Genomic DNA, 18,366 nt, shown 5'->3' with positions numbered 1-18,366 from the left:
CTCGACGAATGCGCCGTCGCACTCGGCGGAAAGACCGAGGCGGACCCTTCGCACCCGAGGAAGAGCCTCAGCCTCCTCCTCGGGCGTGAAGGGCCCGCCTCGGTCCGACGGAGCCGGTCAGTACAGCGGGCCGCCCCGCGCGTCGGGCACCCCGGAGTGCCGCCAGAAGTAGGTCCGCACCTGGTCGCGCCACTCGCCCGCGCTGCGGACCTGCTCGGCGAGCAGCTCACCCACCCGCTCGTACAGAGCGGGTTCGACGAGCCCGTCCACGTCCTCCCACCGGCGTGCCATCTCCACGGTGCGGGCGGCGCCGTCGGTGTGGGTGTCGTACACGTGTTGGACGACCGTCTTCCCCGAGTGCAGCACGTGCGTGTACGGCACGTGGTGGAAGAACAGCAGCAGCTCGTCCGGGCAGGTCTCGAGCGACTCGTACGTCGACGCCCACGGCTCGGGGTACTGGCCGCTGTACCCCGTGCCCGACGCGCGGGTCCGGTCCACGCCGATGCCGTCGCGGTCCGCGAAGTGGTACGTGCCCCAGGGCGAGTACTCGTAGAAGTCGACGCCCGGGCCGTAGTGCCCCGGTCCGACCATGAAGCACACGCCGAGCGGCGCGGTGTACTGCTCGTAGGTGGCGCGCGACCCGAGCACGACGTCGCGCAGGACGTCCCGCACGCGCGCGTCGGCGCCCGGGAACGTGAGGCCGACCCACTCGTCGAGCAGGTCCGACGGCGAGAGCGCCGGGTCCCACGCGAGCCGTCCGAAGCCGTAGAGGTTCGCCTGCGCGAGGGGGTGCCCGGTCCAGAACCGGTCGTCCCCGACGTTCGACACGGCCACGACGTCCCGTGCGACGTCGGAGACGGTCCGGCCGTCGGCCCACGGCTCCCAGCCCAGGATCTCCGACCACTGCTCCGGCAGGTAGTAGACGTGCTTCTGGTGGCCCGTGTACTCCTGCGTGACCTGGAGCTCGAGCGCCAGGTGCGTGCGGGGCATCGCGGCGAGCACGGGCGAGACCGGCTCGCGGACCTGGAAGTCGAGCGGCCCGAACTTCACCTGCACGACGACGTTCTCGTCGAACTTCCCGTCGAGCGGCGTGAAGTGGTCGTACGCGGCGCGGGCGCGGTCGGTCTTGCGGTCGCGCCAGTCCTGGTGGTGGTCGTAGACGAACGCCCGCCAGTGGACCGTGCCGCCGAACGGCGCCAGCGCGCGTGCCAGCACGTTCGCGCCGTCGGCGTGGGTGCGCCCGTAGGCGAACGGGCCGGGCTGCCCCTCGGAGTCGGCCTTGACGACGAACCCGCCGAAGTCGGGGATCGCGGCGTAGACCCGCCGGGCGGTGTCGGCCCACCAGTCGGCGACCGCGGGGTCGAACGGGTCGCACGTGTCGAGCCCGCCCAGCGTCATCGGCGCCGCGAAGCTCACGGCCAGGTGGACCCGGATGCCCCACGGGCGGAACTGCTCGGCGAGCCGGACGACGTCGCCCAGCCGGTCCGTGAGCAGGTGCGCCTCGGTGCGGTGCACGTTGACGTTGTTCACGGCCACGCGGTTCACGCCCGACGCCGCGAGCAGGCGTGCGTACGCGCCCACCCGCCTCAGGTCGGGTCGCAGCCTGCCGTCCGCGTAGAAGAGCGACCCGCCCGCGTAGCCGCGCTCGACCTGGCCCATGACGTCGTGGACGTCGACGTTGTCCCAGTGGTCGAGCATGCGGACGGCGTGGGCGGGGGCGTGGGTGCCCGCCGCGAGCGCGTCGTCGAACGCGCCCTCGCCGAGGCGGACGACGTGGAAGAAGCCGTAGAGGAGACCGCGGTCGTCGGACGCGGTCACACGGGTGGCGCCGTCCGCCCGCTCGACGGCGTACCCCTCCGCCGGGAGCCCGGCGTCCGGGTCGAGGACGAGCACGAGGTCGGGTCGCACGTCACCGTCGGCGGCGGTGACGTCGTCGTCGGCGAGGACGAGCCGGCCGCCGGAGCGCTCGGTCGCGGCGCGGACCTCCGCGACGACGGCCGCCACGACCGGCCCGGCGCCCGACGCGGAGACCACGGTGAGGTCGACTGCGGTGACCCGGCGGCCGAGGGGCGCGAGGGCCTCGTCGGGCAGCCACGCGGCGTGCCAGCCGGACGTGCTCATCAGGTCGGCGCTCACCAGTCGTGCACCGTCCCGTCCTTGAGCCGGTTCACCGGCAGGTACGCGGGCTGGTACTCGTAGGTGTCGGCCGCCGCGTCGTCGTAGGTGACACCCAGGCCGGGCTGCTCGCCCGGGTGCAGCAGGCCGTCCGTGAACGTGAAGGTCTGCTGGAAGACCTCGTTCGTGCGGGCGCCGTGCTGCATGTACTCCTGGATCCCGAAGTTGTGGATCGCGAGGTCGAGGTGCAGGGCCGCCGCCATGCCGACGGGCGAGATGTCGGTCGGCCCGTGGATGCCGGACTTGATCTGGTACTGGGCGGCGAAGTCGAGGATCTTGCGCAGCGCCGTGATGCCGCCGGTGTGCGTGACGGCCGACCGGACGTAGTCGATGAGCTGCTCGCGGACGAGCGTCTGGTAGTCCCACACGGTGTTGAAGACCTCGCCGATGGCGAGCGGCGTCGTCGTGTGCCGGCGGACGAGGCGCAGGGCCTCCTGGTTCTCGGCCGGAGTGCAGTCCTCGAGCCAGAACAGGTCGTAGGGCTCGAGCGCCTTGCCGAGCTTCGCGGCCTGGATGGGGGTCATGCGGTGGTGGCCGTCGTGCAGGAGCGGGAGCTCGGGGCCGAACTCGTTCCGGACCGCCTCGAACACGCCGGGGACGTGCCGCAGGTAGGAGCGGGTGTCCCAGTCCTCCTCGGCGGGGACGACCGTGCGCTGCGCGGGCTCGTAGTCGTAGCGCGCGCCCGTGGAGGTCCGCTGCGCGGCCACGCCGTAGACGGCGTCCAGGCCGGGCACCGACGTCTGCACGCGGATCGCCCTGAAGCCCTCGTCGAGGTGGTGGCGGATCGAGTCGAACAGCTCGGGGACGTCGCGGCCCGACGCGTGCCCGTAGGCGAGCGCGCCCGTCCGCGAGGCGCCGCCGAGGAGCTGGTAGAGCGGCAGGCCCGCGATCTTGGCCTTGATGTCCCACAGCGCGACGTCGACGGCGGCGATCGCGGCCATCGTCACGGGGCCGCGGCGCCAGTACGCCCCGCGGTAGAGGTACTGCCAGGTGTCCTCGATGCGGTGCGCGTCGCGCCCGACCAGCAGGGGCGCCACGTGGTCCTTGAGGTACGACGCGACGGACAGCTCGCGCCCGTTGAGGGTCGCGTCCCCGAGCCCGACGACACCGTCCTCGGTGGTCAGGCGCAGCGTGACGAAGTTGCGGTCGGGGCTCGTGACGAGCACCTCGACGGTGCGGATGGCGGTGCCGGTGGTCATGCGTTCTCCGGGGTGGGCTCGGGGGGGAAGGGGTCGAGGCCCCTGGTCGGTCGCGGGTAGGACTCGTGGGGGAGCCGGTAGGCGAGGTCGACGGCGGTCTCGACGGCCTCGTCGAGCTCGAGCCGGTGCTCGGCGACGAGCCGGGCGAGGTAGCCGGCGTCGGTGCGGCGGGCGAGGTCGTGCCGCGCGGGGATGGAGCAGAAGGCGCGCGTGTCGTCGACGAACCCGCTCGTGTTCGCGAAGCCGGCCGTCTCGGTGACGGCCTCGCGGAACCGGCGCATCGCGTCGGGCGCGTCGAGGAACCACCAGGGTGCGCCGACGCGCAGCGCCGGGTAGACGCCGGCGAGCGGCGCGAGCTCGCGCGAGAAAGCGGTCTCGTCGACCGTGAACGCGATCATCCGGAACCGGGGATGGTGCCCGAACGCCTCGAGCACCGGCCGCAGCCCGTGCACGTAGTCGGTGGGGACGGGGATGTCGTAGCCGCGGTCGCTGCCGAACGCGGCCCGGACACGACGGTCGTGGTCGCGCAGCACCCCGGGGTGGACCTGCATGACGAGCCCGTCCTCGCTGGACATGCGCGCCATCTCGAAGAGCATGTGCGCGGCGAACGCGTCGGCCTGCGCGGTCGTGGTCTCGCCCCGCAGGGCCGCGGCGTAGAGGCGGGCGGCGTCGTCCGGCTCGAGCGGCGCCGTCGACGTGGTGAGCATCCCGTGGTCCGTCGCCCGCGCGCCGGCGGCGACGAACGCCGCCCGGCGTCGCCGCAGCACCTCCAGGTACGCGGCGTACGAGCCCGCCTCGAGGTCCGCGGCCTGCGCGGTGGCCTCGAGCTCGGCCCGCCAGCGGGCGTGGTCGAGGCGCACGACGACGTCGGGCCGGAAGGTCGGGACCACGCGCTCGCCCCACCCGTCCCGGCGCAGGGCGGCGTGGCCGGCGAGCGGCGACGACGGCAGGTCGGTGGTCGCGAGGAGCTCGATGCCGAAGCGCTCGAACAGGGCCCGCGGCCGCATCTGAGGGGTCGCGAGCTTTTCCACGAGGTGGTCGAAGAGGAGGTCGGCGGTCTCCGCGGACGGGCGGACGGGGGCGTCGAAGACGTCGACGAGCGCGTGCTCGAGCCAGTAGCGCGTCGCGGTGCCGCGCAGCAGCGGCCACCCGGTGCAGAACCGGCGCCAGACCTCGCGCGGCGCGGGGACGGCGTCGTGCCCGACGGCGCGGGGGACCCCCAGGTCGCCGACGTCCCGCACCCCGGGGACGCCACGGGGCGAGGTGGCCTGTGAGACGAGGAGGCGCGTGAGGTAGTGGTCGGGCGTGACGAACAGGTCCGCGGGGTCGCCGAACGGGCTGTCGGCCGCGAGGAGGCCCGCGTCGACGTGGCCGTGCATCGAGACGATCGGCAGCGCGCGGGTCGCACCGTAGATCTCGCGGGCGAGCGCCCGGACGCCCGGCTCGGCGGGCAGCGCGCGGTCGTCGTGCAGGGTCCAGCGGTCCTGCTCGGTCGCGACGGTCGACTCTGTCGCCACGGGTCCCTCCTCGTCGAGCGTGGTGTCGTGCGAACGTTTGCACAGTAGCGCACGGGATGATCACTGGGAAGTCGCGGGAACATGACTACAATCGTTCGCACTGGGCCGCCTGGGCGGTCTCCCCAACGAGCCGAGGAGTCGCCGTGGTCACCGTGCGTGACGTCGCCCGCGCGTCCGGCGTGTCCATCTCGACCGTCTCGCGCGCGCTCTCCGATCCGACGCGCGTCGCTGCCGCCACCCGCGACCGGGTGCAGGCCGCCGCCCGTGAGCTCGGCTACGAGCCCAACCGTGCCGCGTCCGGGCTGCGCAGCGGGCGCACCGCGACCCTCGGCGTCGTCGTGCCCGACCTCGAGAACCCGTACTTCGCCTCCGTCGCCAAGGGCGTCCAGGCACGCGCCCGCGAGCACGGCTACGGGGTGTTCGTCGTCGACATCGAGGAGGACGCGTCGCGCGAGGCCGAGGAGGTCCGCACCCTGCTTGCGCAGACCGACGGCGTGATCGTCGCGTCGCCCCGCGGGACCGATCGTGAGGTCCGCGAGCTCGTCGAGCGTGCCCCGCGCGGACGCGCCGTCCTCGTGAACCGGCGCATCGACGGCGTCCCGTCCGTCACCGCCGACGACGTCGCGGGGGCCGCTCGCGCGCTCGAGCACCTGCGGGCCCTCGGGCACCGCCGCGTCGCGTACGTCGGCGGACCCGAGACGTCCTGGTCCGACCGGATGCGCCGCGAGGGGCTGCGACGGGCAGCGGGGGCCGAGGGTGCGGTGGACGCCGTCGACCTCGTCGACCTCGGCGTGTTCCGGCCCCACGTCCAGGGCGGCTACTCGGCCGCGGACCTCGCCACCGGGGCGGGCGCGACCGCCGTCGTCGCCTACAACGACCTCGTCGCGCTCGGCGTCGAGCAGCGGCTCCGCGAGCGCGGCATCGCCGTCCCCGGGCAGGTCAGCGTCGTCGGCTTCGACGACACGTTCGTCGCGACCCTCGCCTCGCCACCCCTGACCAGCGTCGGGACGGACCTGCGGGCCGTCGGCGCGGCCGCCGTCGACCTGCTCGTCGAGCGACTCACGGACCCCGACGCCGTCGCCTCCCACGTCGTGCGCCCCACCGAGCTGATCGTGCGCGCGTCCACGGGGACGGTGGTCGCGTGAGCAGGCTCGACGCGCGCACCGCGCTGCCCGACGGCGTCCGCGGGCCGGGGGAGCGGCCTCGGCAGGTCGGCATCGTCCACCTCGGCATCGGCGCGTTCCACCGCGCCCACCAGGCCGTCCTCACCGAGGACGCCGCCGCCACGACCGGCGACGACCGGTGGGGGATCCTCGGCGTCACGCAGCGGTCCGGTCGGGTCGTGCGCCAGCTCCGGCCGCAGGACGGCCTCTACGGCGTCCTCACCCTGGGGGAGCACGAGCGGTCGCTCCGGGTCGTCGGGTCGGTGCTCGACGCCGTCCACCCCGGCGCGGGCGGCGACGTCGCCCGGGTGCTCCGTGCGATCGCGGCTCCGACGACCCACGTCGTCACCCTCACCATCACCGAGAAGGGGTACGCCCGGCGGCCCGACGGCACGCTCGACGTCGACGCCGTCCGGGACGACCTCCAGGCAGCAGCCCAGACCCTCGGGGCCGGCGTGGCGGGCGACCGGGACGAGCCGCCCAGCGCGAGCGCCGTCGGGCTGCTCGTCCGGGGGCTCGTCGCGCGATACCGGGCAGGTGGTGCACCCCTGACCGTGCTGTCGTGCGACAACGTCGCCGCCAACGGGCACGTCCTCGAGGGGCTCGTCCGCGAGGCCGTGCGCGCCCTCGCCGGGCTCGGCGCACCCTCGACCGGGCTCGCCGGCTGGCTCGACGACGCCGTCACCTTCCCCAGCTCCGTCGTCGACCGCATCGTGCCCGCGACCACCGACGCGCACCGCGCGATCGCCCGCGAGCTCCTCGGCGCCGACGACGAAGGGCTCGTCGTCGGTGAACCCTTCGCCCAGTGGGTCATCGAGGACCGCTTCGCCGGGCCCCGCCCCGCGTGGGAGGCCGCCGGGGCGCAGCTCGTCGGCGACGTGACCCCCTACGAGGACGCCAAGCTCCTCCTCCTCAACGCCACTCACTCGCTCCTCGCCTACGCCGGCGTCCTCGCCGGGCACGAGACCATGGCCGACGCCGTCCGCGACCCCGCCCTCGTCGTGCACGCCCGCGCGCTCCAGGCCGAGGCGCAGGCGGCGCTCGCGGACGGACGCCCCGGCGGACCGGACCTCGAGGCGTACGCCGAGCAGGTGCTCGAGCGGTTCGCCAACCCTGCGACCGGGCACCTGACCCAGCAGGTCGCGGGCGACGGCACCCAGAAGATCCCGCTCCGGTGGGGACCCACGCTCGCCGGGCTCGCGCGCTGCGGCGCGGCTCTCCCCGACGACGGCGTCCTCTTCGGGCTCGCCGCCTGGACCGCGTTCGTCGGGCACGCCGCCCGCACCGGCGCACCGCTGGACGACCCGCGCGCCGACGAGCTCCGCGCCGCCGTCGAGAGCGCCGGGACCCCCGACGTCGCGGTCGCCGCCCTGCTCGCGCTCCCGGGGCTCCTCCCCGCCGGGCTGGGGACCGACCCGCGCGTCGTCGACGGCGTCCGCCGGGCGCGCCGGTCCCTCGACGCCTGAAGGGCGGTCCGCCGGAAGCCCGAGATGTACACCGACCGGCGATCCCCGCGTACGCCGAGGTTTGGGCCTGAGCGTCCCGTCCGGGATGATCGGACCATGCCCTCGCTGCGCACCGTCACCGGCTCCGCAGGCACGCGCCTCCTCGGGCTCGGCCACCACCAGCCGGAGAAGACCCTCACCAACGACGACATCGCCAAGCTCGTCGAGACCAACGACGAGTGGATCCGGTCCCGCACCGGCATCGTCACCCGCCACGTCGCCGCCGACGACGTCACCGTCGCCGACATGGCCGCCGCCGCCGCGCAGCACGCGCTCGCGGACGCGCAGGTGCCCGGCGAGGACGTCGACCTCGTCATCGTCGCCACCACCACCGCCCGAGACACCAGCCCCAACACCGCCGGCCGGGTGGCGTACGCGCTCCGCACGGGCCAGGTACCGGTGCGCGGGGGCAGCGGCAAGCCGGCGCCGGCGTCGCTGCGCGGGGTCGTCGGCCCGGGGATCGTCGACATCAACACGGCGTGCTCGGGCTTCGCGTACGGCGTGGGGCTCGCTGACCAGGCGATCCGTGCCGGCTCCGCCCGCACCGCCGTCGTGATCGGCGCCGAGAAGCTCACCGCCGTGACCGACTGGACGGACCGCAGCACCTGCATCCTCACCGCCGACGGCGCGGGCGCCGTCGTGCTGCAGGGTGCCGACGAGCCGGGCGTGAGCCCGGTGGTGTGGGGCTCGGAGCCCGAGATCGCGGAGTCGGTGCGCATCGAAGCACCGGTGGACCGGTTCTCCCAGGACGGCGCCACCGTGTTCAAGTGGGCGATCTCGCAGGCCGCGGAACGCGCGCGGCGCGTCCTGGACCGGTCGGGGCTGCAGCCCGAGGACATCGAGGTGCTGGTCGCGCACCAGGCCAACCTGCGCATCATCGAGCCCCTCGCGAAGAACCTGGGGCTCGCGGACAAGATCGTCGTCACCGACATCACCGAGTCCGGCAACACCTCCGCCGCGAGCATCCCGCTCGGGCTGTCGAAGTGGTGGCACGACGGGAAGATCCCGAGCGGCGTGCCCGCCCTGCTGTTCGGGTTCGGCGGCGGCTTCACGTGGGCCGGTCAGGTCGTCATGACGCCGGAGCGCTGACGCCCGTCGCACGACGTCGGCCCGACGAACGAACCGCCGGAATCCGTTGCCCCGCGAGAGCGGGAGCAACGGATTCCGGCGGTTCGCGTCTGTCCGTCTGTCCGAGAATCAGCCTCCGTACGAGGTGACCGTCGCCGGCACGGTGGCGGTGCCCGCAGCGCGCGGGCCGGTGCCGTCGATCACGTGGGCGTACGAACCCTTCCCGCCGAGCGACACGGTCGAGAGCGAGTGCAGCTTCACGCCAGGGGCGTTCGGCACCTCGAAACCGTTCGTGACCTCGATGGAGGGATCCGTGGTGAAGACGCAGTACGAGCCGAGCCCCCACGCCTCGTGCTGGGTGACGCCGTCGGAGACCTTGTAGGCGGCGTACCCGACCTCGCCGTCGTGCGACCAGGCGGCCGCGCTCGGCGGGTCGTAGGGGAGCTCGTTCTGGAAGAAGATCGTGCGCCCCCGGTTCCCGTTCCACAGGACGTTGTACTTCTGGAAGTGCTCCACGAACAGGCCGTACGCATTCACGTCGTCGCCGTTCACGACCAGGCCGTAGTCGGCCGTGTTCGACGTCCAGCCTGCGCCGGCGCCGTGGTCGGCCCGCCAGTCCCAGATGTGGTCGATGATCGTGTCGTCGGCGTTGACGATGATGCCGTTGTCGGTCTTGCCTGCGACGACGCCGCCCACCCGGATGAAGACGTCCTGCAGGGACTGCGGGTCGGCCGCGTGGTCCGTGTGCTTGCCGGAGTCGCCGAGCTCGACGACGGCGTGGGACTTCGTGGTGCCCTGGTCGAACAGCAGTCCGGCGATCTTGATGCCGTCGACGTCGGCGGTCTTGAGCCCGACGACCCCGTTCTCCGGGATGATCGTCGCCATGCCGAGGCCCAGGAGGACGGTGTCCGGCCGGCTGACGTTGAGGGTCTGGTCGAGGTGGTAGACGCCCGGCGCGAACAGGACGTTGAGGCCCTGAGCGAGCGCGGCGTTGAGGGTCGCGGCCGAGTCGCTGGCGTGCGCCAGGTAGAACGTGCTCAGGCTGAGCGAGCTGCCCGGCGTGTTCGGCCAGGTGGTGCCGGTCGTGCCGGAGCGCAGGCTCGGGACGAACACGGACCACTTCCCGTCCTTGACGTACAGGTACGGCTTCTCGCGGACCGTCCCGGTCGTGGCGAGCGTCGTCACCGCGGGCTTCGGGAACGACGTCGCGGGCACGCCCTGGTCACCGGAGAAGACCTGGTTCCACAGCGCGCCGTCCCACGACCCGACGGACGAGTCGCGCATGTACCACTGCTGCTGCGTGTACGACGTGACCTTGCCGTCGATCTTCGAGTCGGCGATGTACCCGCCGGACGCCCAGCCGTACGCCGACGAGTCGAGGGCGAGGTCGCCCTTGACGTGCACGCGGCGCATGGGTGCGGCCTGAGCCACGGCCCATCGCGCCTGCCCCGTCGACGGCGTGACGGCGAAGTTCTCCGCCGAACGCCAGAAGTTCTGCGTCGCGTTGCCGCCGAACCACTGCGCGTCGACCCAGACGCCGCCGTCGATCTGGACGTCGTCGGGGTTGAGGCCGGCACCGCTGATCGACGTGTAGAAGCCGATGTTGGCCTGCAGGTCGTAGGTGCCGGGGAGGAAGAGGAACTGGTCGCGCTCGTCCCCGAACTGGTTCGACTCCTGCCGGCTGAACACGTCGTTCACGGTGTTCTGGATGCCGGCCTGGTCGTCGGTCGGCTTGAAGACGTGGACGTTCGGCCCGAAGTCCGGGTTCGCGGGGTCGGCTGCCTGCACGGTGCCCCCCTCGCCCGGGTCGGTCGTGCCGCTGCCGCCGGTGAGCACCTTGAGCTCCCACAGCGAGTAGCCGTAGCCGGTGCCCCGTGCCGAGCCGACGACGCGGACGTACCGGCCCGAGCCGTCGACGTCGAGCTTCTGCGTGCCGCCCGTCCCGGTGGTGGTCTGGTAGATCGTCGTCCAGGTCGACGCGTCGGACGAGGTCTGGATCTGGAACGCCTTGCCGTACGCGGTCTCCCAGTCGAGCTCGATGCCGCACACGTCCTGCGTGCTGCCGAGGTCGACCTGGAGCCATTGCGTGTCGGAGGCGGCCGAGGACCAGCGGGTGTCGGCCTTGCCGTCGACGGCGGCGCTCGCGGGCGTGCCGCCGTTCTCCGTCGACGACGCGGTAGCCGTCTTGCCGAGCGCGGCGTTCGTGTCGCAGGTGCCGCCGCCCGAACCGGGGTCGGTGGTGCCGCCGTCGCCGGGGTCCGTGGTCCCGCCCGCCGTGCCGTAGACGCGGACCTCGTACAGGGAGATCCCGTAGCCGGTGGCGCGGTGGGTCGACAGGACGCGGACGAACCGGCCGGAGCCGGCGACCGCGTCGGTGTCCTTGCCGCCGTCGGACGACGTGGTCGAGTACGCGTCGGTCCACGTCGACCCGTCGCCGGAGACCTGGATCTTGTAGCCGTCCGCGTACGCGCCCTCCCAGTCGAGCTCGACGCGGGACAGGGTCGCGGTGGCGCCGAGGTCGATCTGGAGCCACTGCCCGTCCTGGGCGGCGGAGGACCAGCGGGTGCCCTCGTCGCCGTCCACGGCGTAGGCGGCCTTGTAGTAGTCGGAGTTCTCGAACGACGACGCGGTCGCCGTCTTGCCCTGCGACAGCAGGACCGGGTCGGCAGCGTGCGCCGAGCCGAGCGGCACGGACAGGACACCGCACGTGAGGGCGCCGACGGCGGCCCCCGCGAGGAGCGTGCGCGCCCGCGTGGTCAGGGCACGAGCGTGCCGGGGTGGTGTGGGGTGGTGCATGAGTGGCTTCTCCAGGGAGTGAGCCAGCCCTACCGGGGGTGCGTCCCGATCGCTGGTGCCGTCAGATCGTCGTCGAGCTGGTTGCGGATGGTCGGTCGTGCGCCGGAGCCCACGTCGAGGTGTGGCCAGGACGTGGGCCCCGGCGGTCGCGTCAGGTCAGGTTCGGCTGCCAGACGAGGTTGCCGGCGTCGTCGAGCACGGTGCCCGCCCACGGCTTGTAGATGTCGTTGCCGTGGGGTGTGCACTGCAGGCCGCCGTTGATGCAGTGCTGCGTGAGCGCGGACAGGACCGTCTGGTCCCAGCCGTTCATGAAGTCGTAGTGCCAGTTCACGTTCATGACGGAGCCGTCGGGCATCGTCATCGGCGCGAGGTGGACACCCGTCATGTCGCCGCTCACGGGCCAGCTGATCTTCATCTCGATCATCGGGACCGCCACCGGGTGGTCGGGCGGGCACTCGCCGTCGACCGGGTAGGCCATGTGGCTGCGGTGGTCGGCGGAGTCGAGGTGGATGCCGTCCCAGCAGCTCGGCGCCTGGTAGCGCACGTTGAGCTGCGAGCCCGGGGCGCAGTAGGCAGGGATCGTCCAGTTCTTGGTCGAGTCCCCGCACTCCCAGCCCTCGACGGTGCCGGGCGCGTCCTTGAACTGCTCCTCGGTGAACATCGGGCTGCCCGCGTAGAACCGGAGGCCGGCGGGGAACGGGTGGACCTTCTTGTAGTCGATGATTCCCGACTTGTAGTAGATCGTCTGCAGGTCCGGCGAGATGACCTGGCCGTCACCGCGGTACATCGTGGGGAACCAGTAGGCCGACTTGTCCTGGGCGACGGTGCAGCTCGTCCCGGAACCGTTGAGCAGGGTCTCGGGCGTGGACGACGCGTTCGTGTCGAGGTTCCCCATGAACGAGTGGTTGTGCGACGCGCCGGGCTTCCCCGGGAGGATGAGCGGGTCGTCGAACAGCGTGTGGTTCACGGTGCAGTTCATCTGGAACTCGTGGTGCGTCACCGTCGTGTCGGCGCCGGGAGGCGCCTCGGGCAGCGGCCGCGGGTTGTACGGCGCGGGGTCCGTGCCGCCCGTGCCGAACACGTGCAGGCTGTAGATGGAGTACCCGTAGCCGGTGCCGCGCTGCGTGAACGCGAGACGCACGTAGCGCCCCGCACCCGACGCCGCGACCGTCTGGTTGCCGCCCGTGCCGTTCGTCACCGTCGCGACGGTGGTCCAGGCACTGTTGTCGTCCGACGTCTGGACGGTGAACGCCTTGCCGTACGCGGCCTCCCAGTCGATCACGAGGTGGTCGATCGTGGCCGTCGAGCCGAGGTCGACCGTGATCCACTGGGCGTCGGACTGCTGGCTCGCCCAGCGGGTCGAACCGTTGCCGTCGACCGCCTTGGACGCCACGTAGTCGTCGCCCTCGGCGGACGAGGCGGAGGCCGTCTTGCCCTGGGCGATGTCCGTGGCCTGGGCGTCGGCGGCCACGACGAGCGCCGCGTCCTGGGCGCTCGTGCCGGTCTGGGCCATGACGTGCCCTGCGTGCCCCACGTGCGCGAGCGCGCCCTGCGGGGTCGCGTTCGCCGACGTCGCGAGCGCGAGGGCGACCGCGGACGCCGCGGCGGTCAGCGCGGTAGCGGCGACGACGACGGCGCCGCGGTGCGTTCTCCTGAGGGTGGTTCTCGTGCGGTTGACGCTTCTCGTGCGCATGGTGCTTCCCCTCCTGGTGCTTCCTGGTGGTTCGTGGCGGACCGTCACCGGTCGGTCACTGGTAGATGCCCAGCTCGTACAGCGAGTAGCCGTAGGCGGTGCCGCGCTGCGTCCCGTGGATCCGGACGTACCGGCCGGAGCCAGCGACGTCGAGCGTGTCGACCCCGCCGTCGCCGTCGGTCACGGTCCTGACCGTCGACCAGGTGTTCCCGTCGTTCGAGACCTGGACCTGGTAGCCCTTCGCGAAAGCCGACTCCCAGACCAGCTGCACGGTGTGGAACGACTGGACGGAGCCCAGGTCGACCTGGATCCACTCGTCGTCGTCCCAGCTGCTCGCCCACCGCGTCGACAGGTCGCCGTCGACGGCCTGGCCGGGGGACCAGTTGCCGTTGTACTGGTCGAAGGACGACGCCGTCGCCGTCTTGTGCAGGGCGATGTTCGTGCCGGTGACGGCCGGCGGTACGACGCGCATGTCGACGGTCTGGACACCGACGTTCGAGTGCCCGTCCTCGGCCCAGACGTAGACCTTCCAGACGCCGGGCCGGTCGGGCGCGTCGATCTGGAAGACGCCGGGCGAGGTCTGGGTGAACGGGACCTCCTGGGTGCCGGTGGCCTTGTCGATCCCGATCGAGTTGAGCGACGTGTGGTAGGTGATGGCGTCGCCGTCGGGGTCGGTCACCTTCGCGCGGATCGTCGCCTTGCCGCCCGCCGGGACCGTCGCCGCGTCGTCGATGCTCATCGACGTGAACTTCGGCGGCGTGTTGACGCCAGGCTGCGCGGCGGACCCGCCGAACGCCTTGGCGACGGAGTAGTACGACAGGCGCTTGTTGTCGCCGGGGATGACGTTGAACCAGACTCCGCCGTAGTCCCCCTCGATCCCGAAGTGGAACAGCGTGCCGCCGAGCGCGACGCCCGTGTTGCTCATGAGGCACTTCCACGAGTTCGTGTAGCCGTCGGCGTTGTCCTGGTCGGTGCCCTGGTCAGGTAGACCGAACGCGTCCTTCGGTGCCTCCCAGTCGCCCTCCGGACCGCCCTCGGTGAGGATGTACGGCTTGCCGAAGCTCCCCTGCTTCCAGTACGCCGCGACGTCGCAGACGGCGCCGTAGGAGTTCACCGCGAGGAGATCCAGGTCGGGGGAGTACTTCTTGTAGTAGTCCCACGCCCCGACCCAGGCGTCCGTCGAGGTGACCGGGTGGTTGGGGTCGGCCTGGTGGATGGCCTTCGCGACGTCGTTGACGAACGTCGCGTAGGCGGCGCGCTGCGCCTCGAGCTGGTCGCCCGAGTAGCAGTTCTGCAGCCCGAGGACGGACTCGTTGCCGACGTCCCAGATCAGCACCGCCGGGTGGGTCTTGTAGGTGTTGACCTGGTTGATGATGTCGGTCATCGACGACGACTTGTAGGACGCGTCGTTGACGTAGTCCGGGCAGCCGCCCGAGCCGGGACCGCCGCCCGGGCCGAGCCAGAACCCGGCCACGACGCGCACGCCGTACGTGGCGGCGACGTCGAACAGCTGCTTGCTGTCCGCGCCGGTGCCCCAGGTGCGCAGGGTGTTGGCGCCAAGCTTCACGAACGTCGGCATGTAGTGCTCGGCCTGGTCCGCGGACGGACCCCAGGTCATGCCCTTCACGGTGTACGGCTGGCCGTTCACCGTGAGCTGCCAGCTCCCGTTGCCGCCGGTGACCTTGACGACGCTCGCACCGGTCAGCGGACCGGTGACGTCCGTCGGTGTGCCGGGCGTGCCGCCGCCGTCCCCGTCACCCGGGTCGGTGGTGCCGCCGTCGTCGCCGCTCGTGCCGTAGACGCGGAGCTCGTAGATCGAGATCCCGTAGCCGGTCGCGCGGTGGGTGGACAGCAGCCGGACGTAGCGGCCCTCGGCCGACGCGGCGAGCGCGTCGGTCTCCTTTCCGCCCTTGCCCGTCGTCGTCGAGTACGCGTCCTTCCACGTGGACCCGTCGGCGGACGTCTGGATCTTGTACCCGTCGGCGTAGGCGTTCTCCCAGTCGACCTCGACCCGGGACAGCGCCGCCGAGGAGCCGAGGTCGACCTGGAGCCACTGGCCGTCGGCGGCCGTGGAGGACCAGCGGGTGTCGGCCTTGCCGTCCACGGCGTAGGCGGGCTTGTAGTAGTCGGCGTTCTCGGTCGTGGATGCCGTGGCCGACCTGCCCTGGGAGAGCAGCGACCCGGTGCCGGAGCTCCCGGAGCCGCCGTCGCCCGAGCCGGGGTCCGTGGTTCCGCCGGACGTCCCGTAGACGCGCAGCTCGTAGATCGAGATGCCGTAGCCGGTGGCGCGGTGGGTCGACAGGACGCGGACGTACCGGCCGGAGCCCGACAGGGTGTCGGTGTCGGTGCCGCCGTCCGAGGTGGTGGTCGAATACGCGTCGGTCCAGGTGGCGCCGTCGCCGGAGATCTGGATCTTGTAGCCGTCCGCGTACGCGCCTTCCCAGCGGATCTCGGCGCGCGCCAGCGTGGCGGTCGCGCCGAGGTCGATCTGGAGCCACTGGCCGTCCCTGGCCGACGACGACCACCGGGTCGTGTCGTCGCCGTCGACGGCGTAGGGGGCCTTGTAGTAGTCGGCGTTCTCGAACGACGACGCGGTCGCGGTCTTGCCCTGCGAGAGCAGGACCGGGTCGGCGGCGTGCGCGCGGGGCGCGATCGCCGCGGTGCCCGCCAGGACGAGCGCAGCGGCTGCGAGGGCGGCTGCGGCCCGTCTCCGGACGCGCGGGTGCGCGGTGAGGGTGGGGGACATATGGCTCCTTGGATGGGGCCAGCCCGCGGCGAGCTGCGGCGTGCGCCGCACACCCAGTTCTCCGTCGAGCTGGTGCTGCCTGTGTCGGTGGTGCGCCGCCGGGGCGTCGGTGCCGCGGCGGGTCGGTGCTTCCCCTGCGGCGGAGAAGGTCAGAGAGCGCTCTCCGCTGGTTCCGAGTTTCACCCGGTCGTCGCGAAGGTGTCAAGCGTTGCGGTGTCTCGACCTCCGCGGCATGAGACCGCGCCAGGATCGCGCTCTCTCGGGATATCGTGTCCGGGTGAGTGAGGACCCGCACCCGACGACGCTGCCGACCCTCGAGGACGTCGCGCGCGTCGCGGGGGTGTCCCGCGCCTCGGTGTCCCGGGTCGTCAACGGCAAGCCGGGGGTCGCCCCGCACATCGTCGAGGCGGTCCAGGAGGCCGTGAAGACCACGCGCTACGTGCCGAACCCCGCGGCCCGGTCGCTCGTCACGCGGCAGAGCGGGTCGGTCGCGATCGTCGTCTCCGGTGCGGGCGTGGACCACGAGGCGAGCCCGGAGGAGGTCTACGGGGACCCGTTCTTCGGCCGCCTCTCCAGCGCGCTCGTGAGAGCGCTCTCGCGCCGCGAGCTCCACCCCGTCCTCATGCTCGCCGAGTCCGACACCGAGCGCGACCGTGTCGACGCGTTCCTGGCCCGGCGCGGCGCCGACGGCGCGCTCCTCATCTCGACAGCCCCGCACGACCCGCTCCCCGGGCGGCTGGTCGAGGCCGGCCACCCCGTCGTCACGTTCTCCCGCCCGCCCGACGGCGTCCGCGCCGACTGGGTCGACGTCGGTCATCGGCAGGGCGCCGCGCTGGCGGCTGGCCGGCTCGTCGAACGTGGCGCGCGCCGGCCAGCCGTGATCTCGGGTCCTCTCGACGTCCCCGCCGCGGCCGAGCGGCTGGCCGGCTTCCTCGAGAGCATGGCGCGGCACGGGCGCAGCTACGTGCCCGTTCTCACCGGGAGCTTCACCGTGGAGTCGGGCGAGCGGGCGATGCGCGAGCTCCTCGCCCAGCACCCCGACCTCGACGGCGTCTTCGCCGCCAACGACCTCATGGGCATCGGGGCGCTCCATGCGCTCGCGGACGCAGGGCGGACCGTGCCCGACGACGTCGCGGTCGTCGGCTTCGACGACTCGCTCCCGGCGCGCTACGCGCGGCCTGCGCTCACGACCGTGCGGCAGCCGCTCGAGGAGATGGGCGAGGCGATGGTCGACCTCCTGGTCGAGCGGCTCGCCGGTCCGGGCGGAGCCCCGGTGTCCCGGGTGTTCGTCCCCACGCTGCAGGTCCGCGCGTCGGCCTGAGCCCGGCCGGCCTGTGTGCGGGGCGCCGTGCATCGAATCGTTTCGGACGTGCGGCGTGCCGGTGGCAGGATGGCCCCATGTCCACGAGCTCGCCGATGCGCCCCGAGTACCCCGCCGACCGCTACCTCGCCGACGACGACCGCTACGACGGTCGCATGCCGTACCGCCGGAGCGGGCGCTCCGGGCTCGTGCTGCCCGCGATCTCGCTCGGGCTGTGGCACAACTTCGGGAGCGTCGACAGCCTCGAGACCCAGCGCGCCGTCCTGCACCGCGCCTTCGACCTCGGCGTGACCCACTTCGACCTCGCCAACAACTACGGGCCCGTCGCCGGCTCGGCCGAGGAGAACTTCGGCCGCCACCTCGCCCAGGGGCTCGGCCGCTACCGCGACGAGCTCGTCATCTCGACCAAGGCCGGCTACGGCATGGGCGTCGGCCCGTACCAGGACGGCGGCTCGCGCAAGTACCTGCTGTCGTCGCTCGACCGGTCCCTGCAGCGGATGGGCCTCGACCACGTCGACGTCTTCTACCACCACCGGCCCGACACCGAGACGCCGCTCGAGGAGACCATGACGGCGCTGCACGACGTCGTGAAGTCCGGCAAGGCGCTGTACGTCGGGGTGTCGAACTACTCGGCGTCGCGCACGCGCGAGGCCGCCGGGATCCTCGCCGAGCTCGGCACGCCGCTCACGATCCACCAGCCCAGCTACTCGATGTTCAACCGGCACGTCGAGAACGTCGTCGACGACGGCTACGACGGCCGCCAGCGCGAGCCGCTGCTCGACGCCGTCGGTGACCTCGGCGTCGGGACGATCGTGTTCTCCCCGCTCCAGCAGGGGCTGCTGACCGACCGCTACCTGTCGGGCTCGGCGCCGGCGGGCTCGCGCGCCGCGTCGACCACGTCGCCGTTCCTGTCGGAGAAGAACCTCTCCGAGAGCTACCTCGAGCGGGCGCGGGCCCTCGACGAGATCGCGTCCGACCGCGGCCAGACGCTCGCACAGCTCGCGCTCTCGTGGGTGCTGCGCGACGACCGCATCACCTCCGCGCTCGTGGGCGCGAGCAGCGTCGCCCAGCTCGAGGGGAACGTCGCCGCCGTCAGCGGGCCCGCGCTCACCGACGACGAGCTCGCCGCGATCGAGCCGCTCGCCGTCGACGGGACCGGCCGCTGACCGCACCGGGCGACGCG

The 18,366-nt window shown here is 72.6% G+C and carries 11 protein-coding genes; 5 read left to right on the top strand and 6 right to left on the bottom strand.

What is annotated here, in order from left to right; all coding sequences use genetic code 11:
• Nucleotides 1-117: 117 nt before the first annotated feature.
• From KDY119_RS14855 to uxaC, 3 genes are read right to left on the bottom strand one after another with little or no spacing between them, the layout of a single operon-like run.
• The gene (locus KDY119_RS14855; protein WP_322619619.1) at nt 118-2,136 is read right to left on the bottom strand and encodes an alpha-glucuronidase; all 2,019 of its coding nucleotides are present in this window, start codon (nt 2,134-2,136) and stop codon (nt 118-120) included.
• The gene (gene manD, locus KDY119_RS14850; protein WP_036947351.1) at nt 2,133-3,374 is read right to left on the bottom strand and encodes a D-mannonate dehydratase ManD; all 1,242 of its coding nucleotides are present in this window, start codon (nt 3,372-3,374) and stop codon (nt 2,133-2,135) included. The genes KDY119_RS14855 and manD overlap by 4 nt, the downstream gene beginning before the upstream one ends.
• Entirely contained in the window at nt 3,371-4,891 is a 1,521-nt protein-coding gene (gene uxaC / locus KDY119_RS14845) for a glucuronate isomerase (protein ID WP_153022477.1), read from the bottom strand. The genes manD and uxaC overlap by 4 nt, the downstream gene beginning before the upstream one ends.
• A 143-nt stretch (nt 4,892-5,034) precedes the next feature.
• Here uxaC and KDY119_RS14840 point away from each other — a divergent pair, with 143 nt between their 5' ends.
• The 3 genes from KDY119_RS14840 (at nt 5,035) to KDY119_RS14830 (ending at nt 8,648) form a co-directional block, all read left to right on the top strand.
• The gene (locus KDY119_RS14840) at nt 5,035-6,036 is read left to right on the top strand and encodes a LacI family DNA-binding transcriptional regulator (RefSeq protein ID WP_036947349.1); all 1,002 of its coding nucleotides are present in this window, start codon (nt 5,035-5,037) and stop codon (nt 6,034-6,036) included.
• The gene (locus KDY119_RS14835) at nt 6,033-7,520 is read left to right on the top strand and encodes a mannitol dehydrogenase family protein (RefSeq protein WP_036947347.1); all 1,488 of its coding nucleotides are present in this window, start codon (nt 6,033-6,035) and stop codon (nt 7,518-7,520) included. The genes KDY119_RS14840 and KDY119_RS14835 overlap by 4 nt, the downstream gene beginning before the upstream one ends.
• 96 nt (nt 7,521-7,616) lie before the next feature.
• Nucleotides 7,617-8,648 (top strand): beta-ketoacyl-ACP synthase III, encoded by a 1,032-nt coding sequence (locus KDY119_RS14830; RefSeq protein ID WP_036947345.1) that lies wholly within the window; start codon nt 7,617-7,619, stop codon nt 8,646-8,648.
• A 108-nt stretch (nt 8,649-8,756) separates the two neighbouring features.
• On the opposite strand, the gene KDY119_RS14825 is transcribed toward KDY119_RS14830, so the two are convergent.
• The 3 genes from KDY119_RS14825 to KDY119_RS14815 form a co-directional block, all read right to left on the bottom strand.
• Nucleotides 8,757-11,423 (bottom strand): discoidin domain-containing protein, encoded by a 2,667-nt coding sequence (locus tag KDY119_RS14825; RefSeq protein WP_051136276.1) that lies wholly within the window; start codon nt 11,421-11,423, stop codon nt 8,757-8,759.
• Nucleotides 11,424-11,574: 151 nt separating this feature from the next.
• Nucleotides 11,575-13,116, bottom strand: a complete 1,542-nt coding sequence (locus KDY119_RS14820) for a DUF1996 domain-containing protein (protein ID WP_227994372.1) — start codon at nt 13,114-13,116, stop codon at nt 11,575-11,577.
• Nucleotides 13,117-13,171: 55 nt separating this feature from the next.
• On the bottom strand, nt 13,172-15,862 hold the full coding sequence (locus KDY119_RS14815) for a discoidin domain-containing protein (RefSeq protein ID WP_083890641.1): 2,691 nt from the start codon (nt 15,860-15,862) through the stop codon (nt 13,172-13,174).
• 277 nt (nt 15,863-16,139) lie between these two features.
• Between KDY119_RS14815 and KDY119_RS14810 the strand changes: the two genes are divergently transcribed.
• Nucleotides 16,140-17,183 (top strand): LacI family DNA-binding transcriptional regulator, encoded by a 1,044-nt coding sequence (locus KDY119_RS14810; RefSeq protein ID WP_036947343.1) that lies wholly within the window; start codon nt 16,140-16,142, stop codon nt 17,181-17,183.
• Nucleotides 17,184-17,260: 77 nt separating this feature from the next.
• Nucleotides 17,261-18,349, top strand: a complete 1,089-nt coding sequence (locus tag KDY119_RS14805) for an aldo/keto reductase (RefSeq protein WP_227994371.1) — start codon at nt 17,261-17,263, stop codon at nt 18,347-18,349.
• Nucleotides 18,350-18,366: the final 17 nt, after the last annotated feature.

The organism is Luteimicrobium xylanilyticum, from assembly GCF_009429125.1.
GTDB lineage: Bacteria > Actinomycetota > Actinomycetes > Actinomycetales > Cellulomonadaceae > Luteimicrobium > Luteimicrobium xylanilyticum.
Note: the sequence above shows the minus strand (reverse complement) of the source record. Positions and strands in the feature narration are given on the sequence as shown.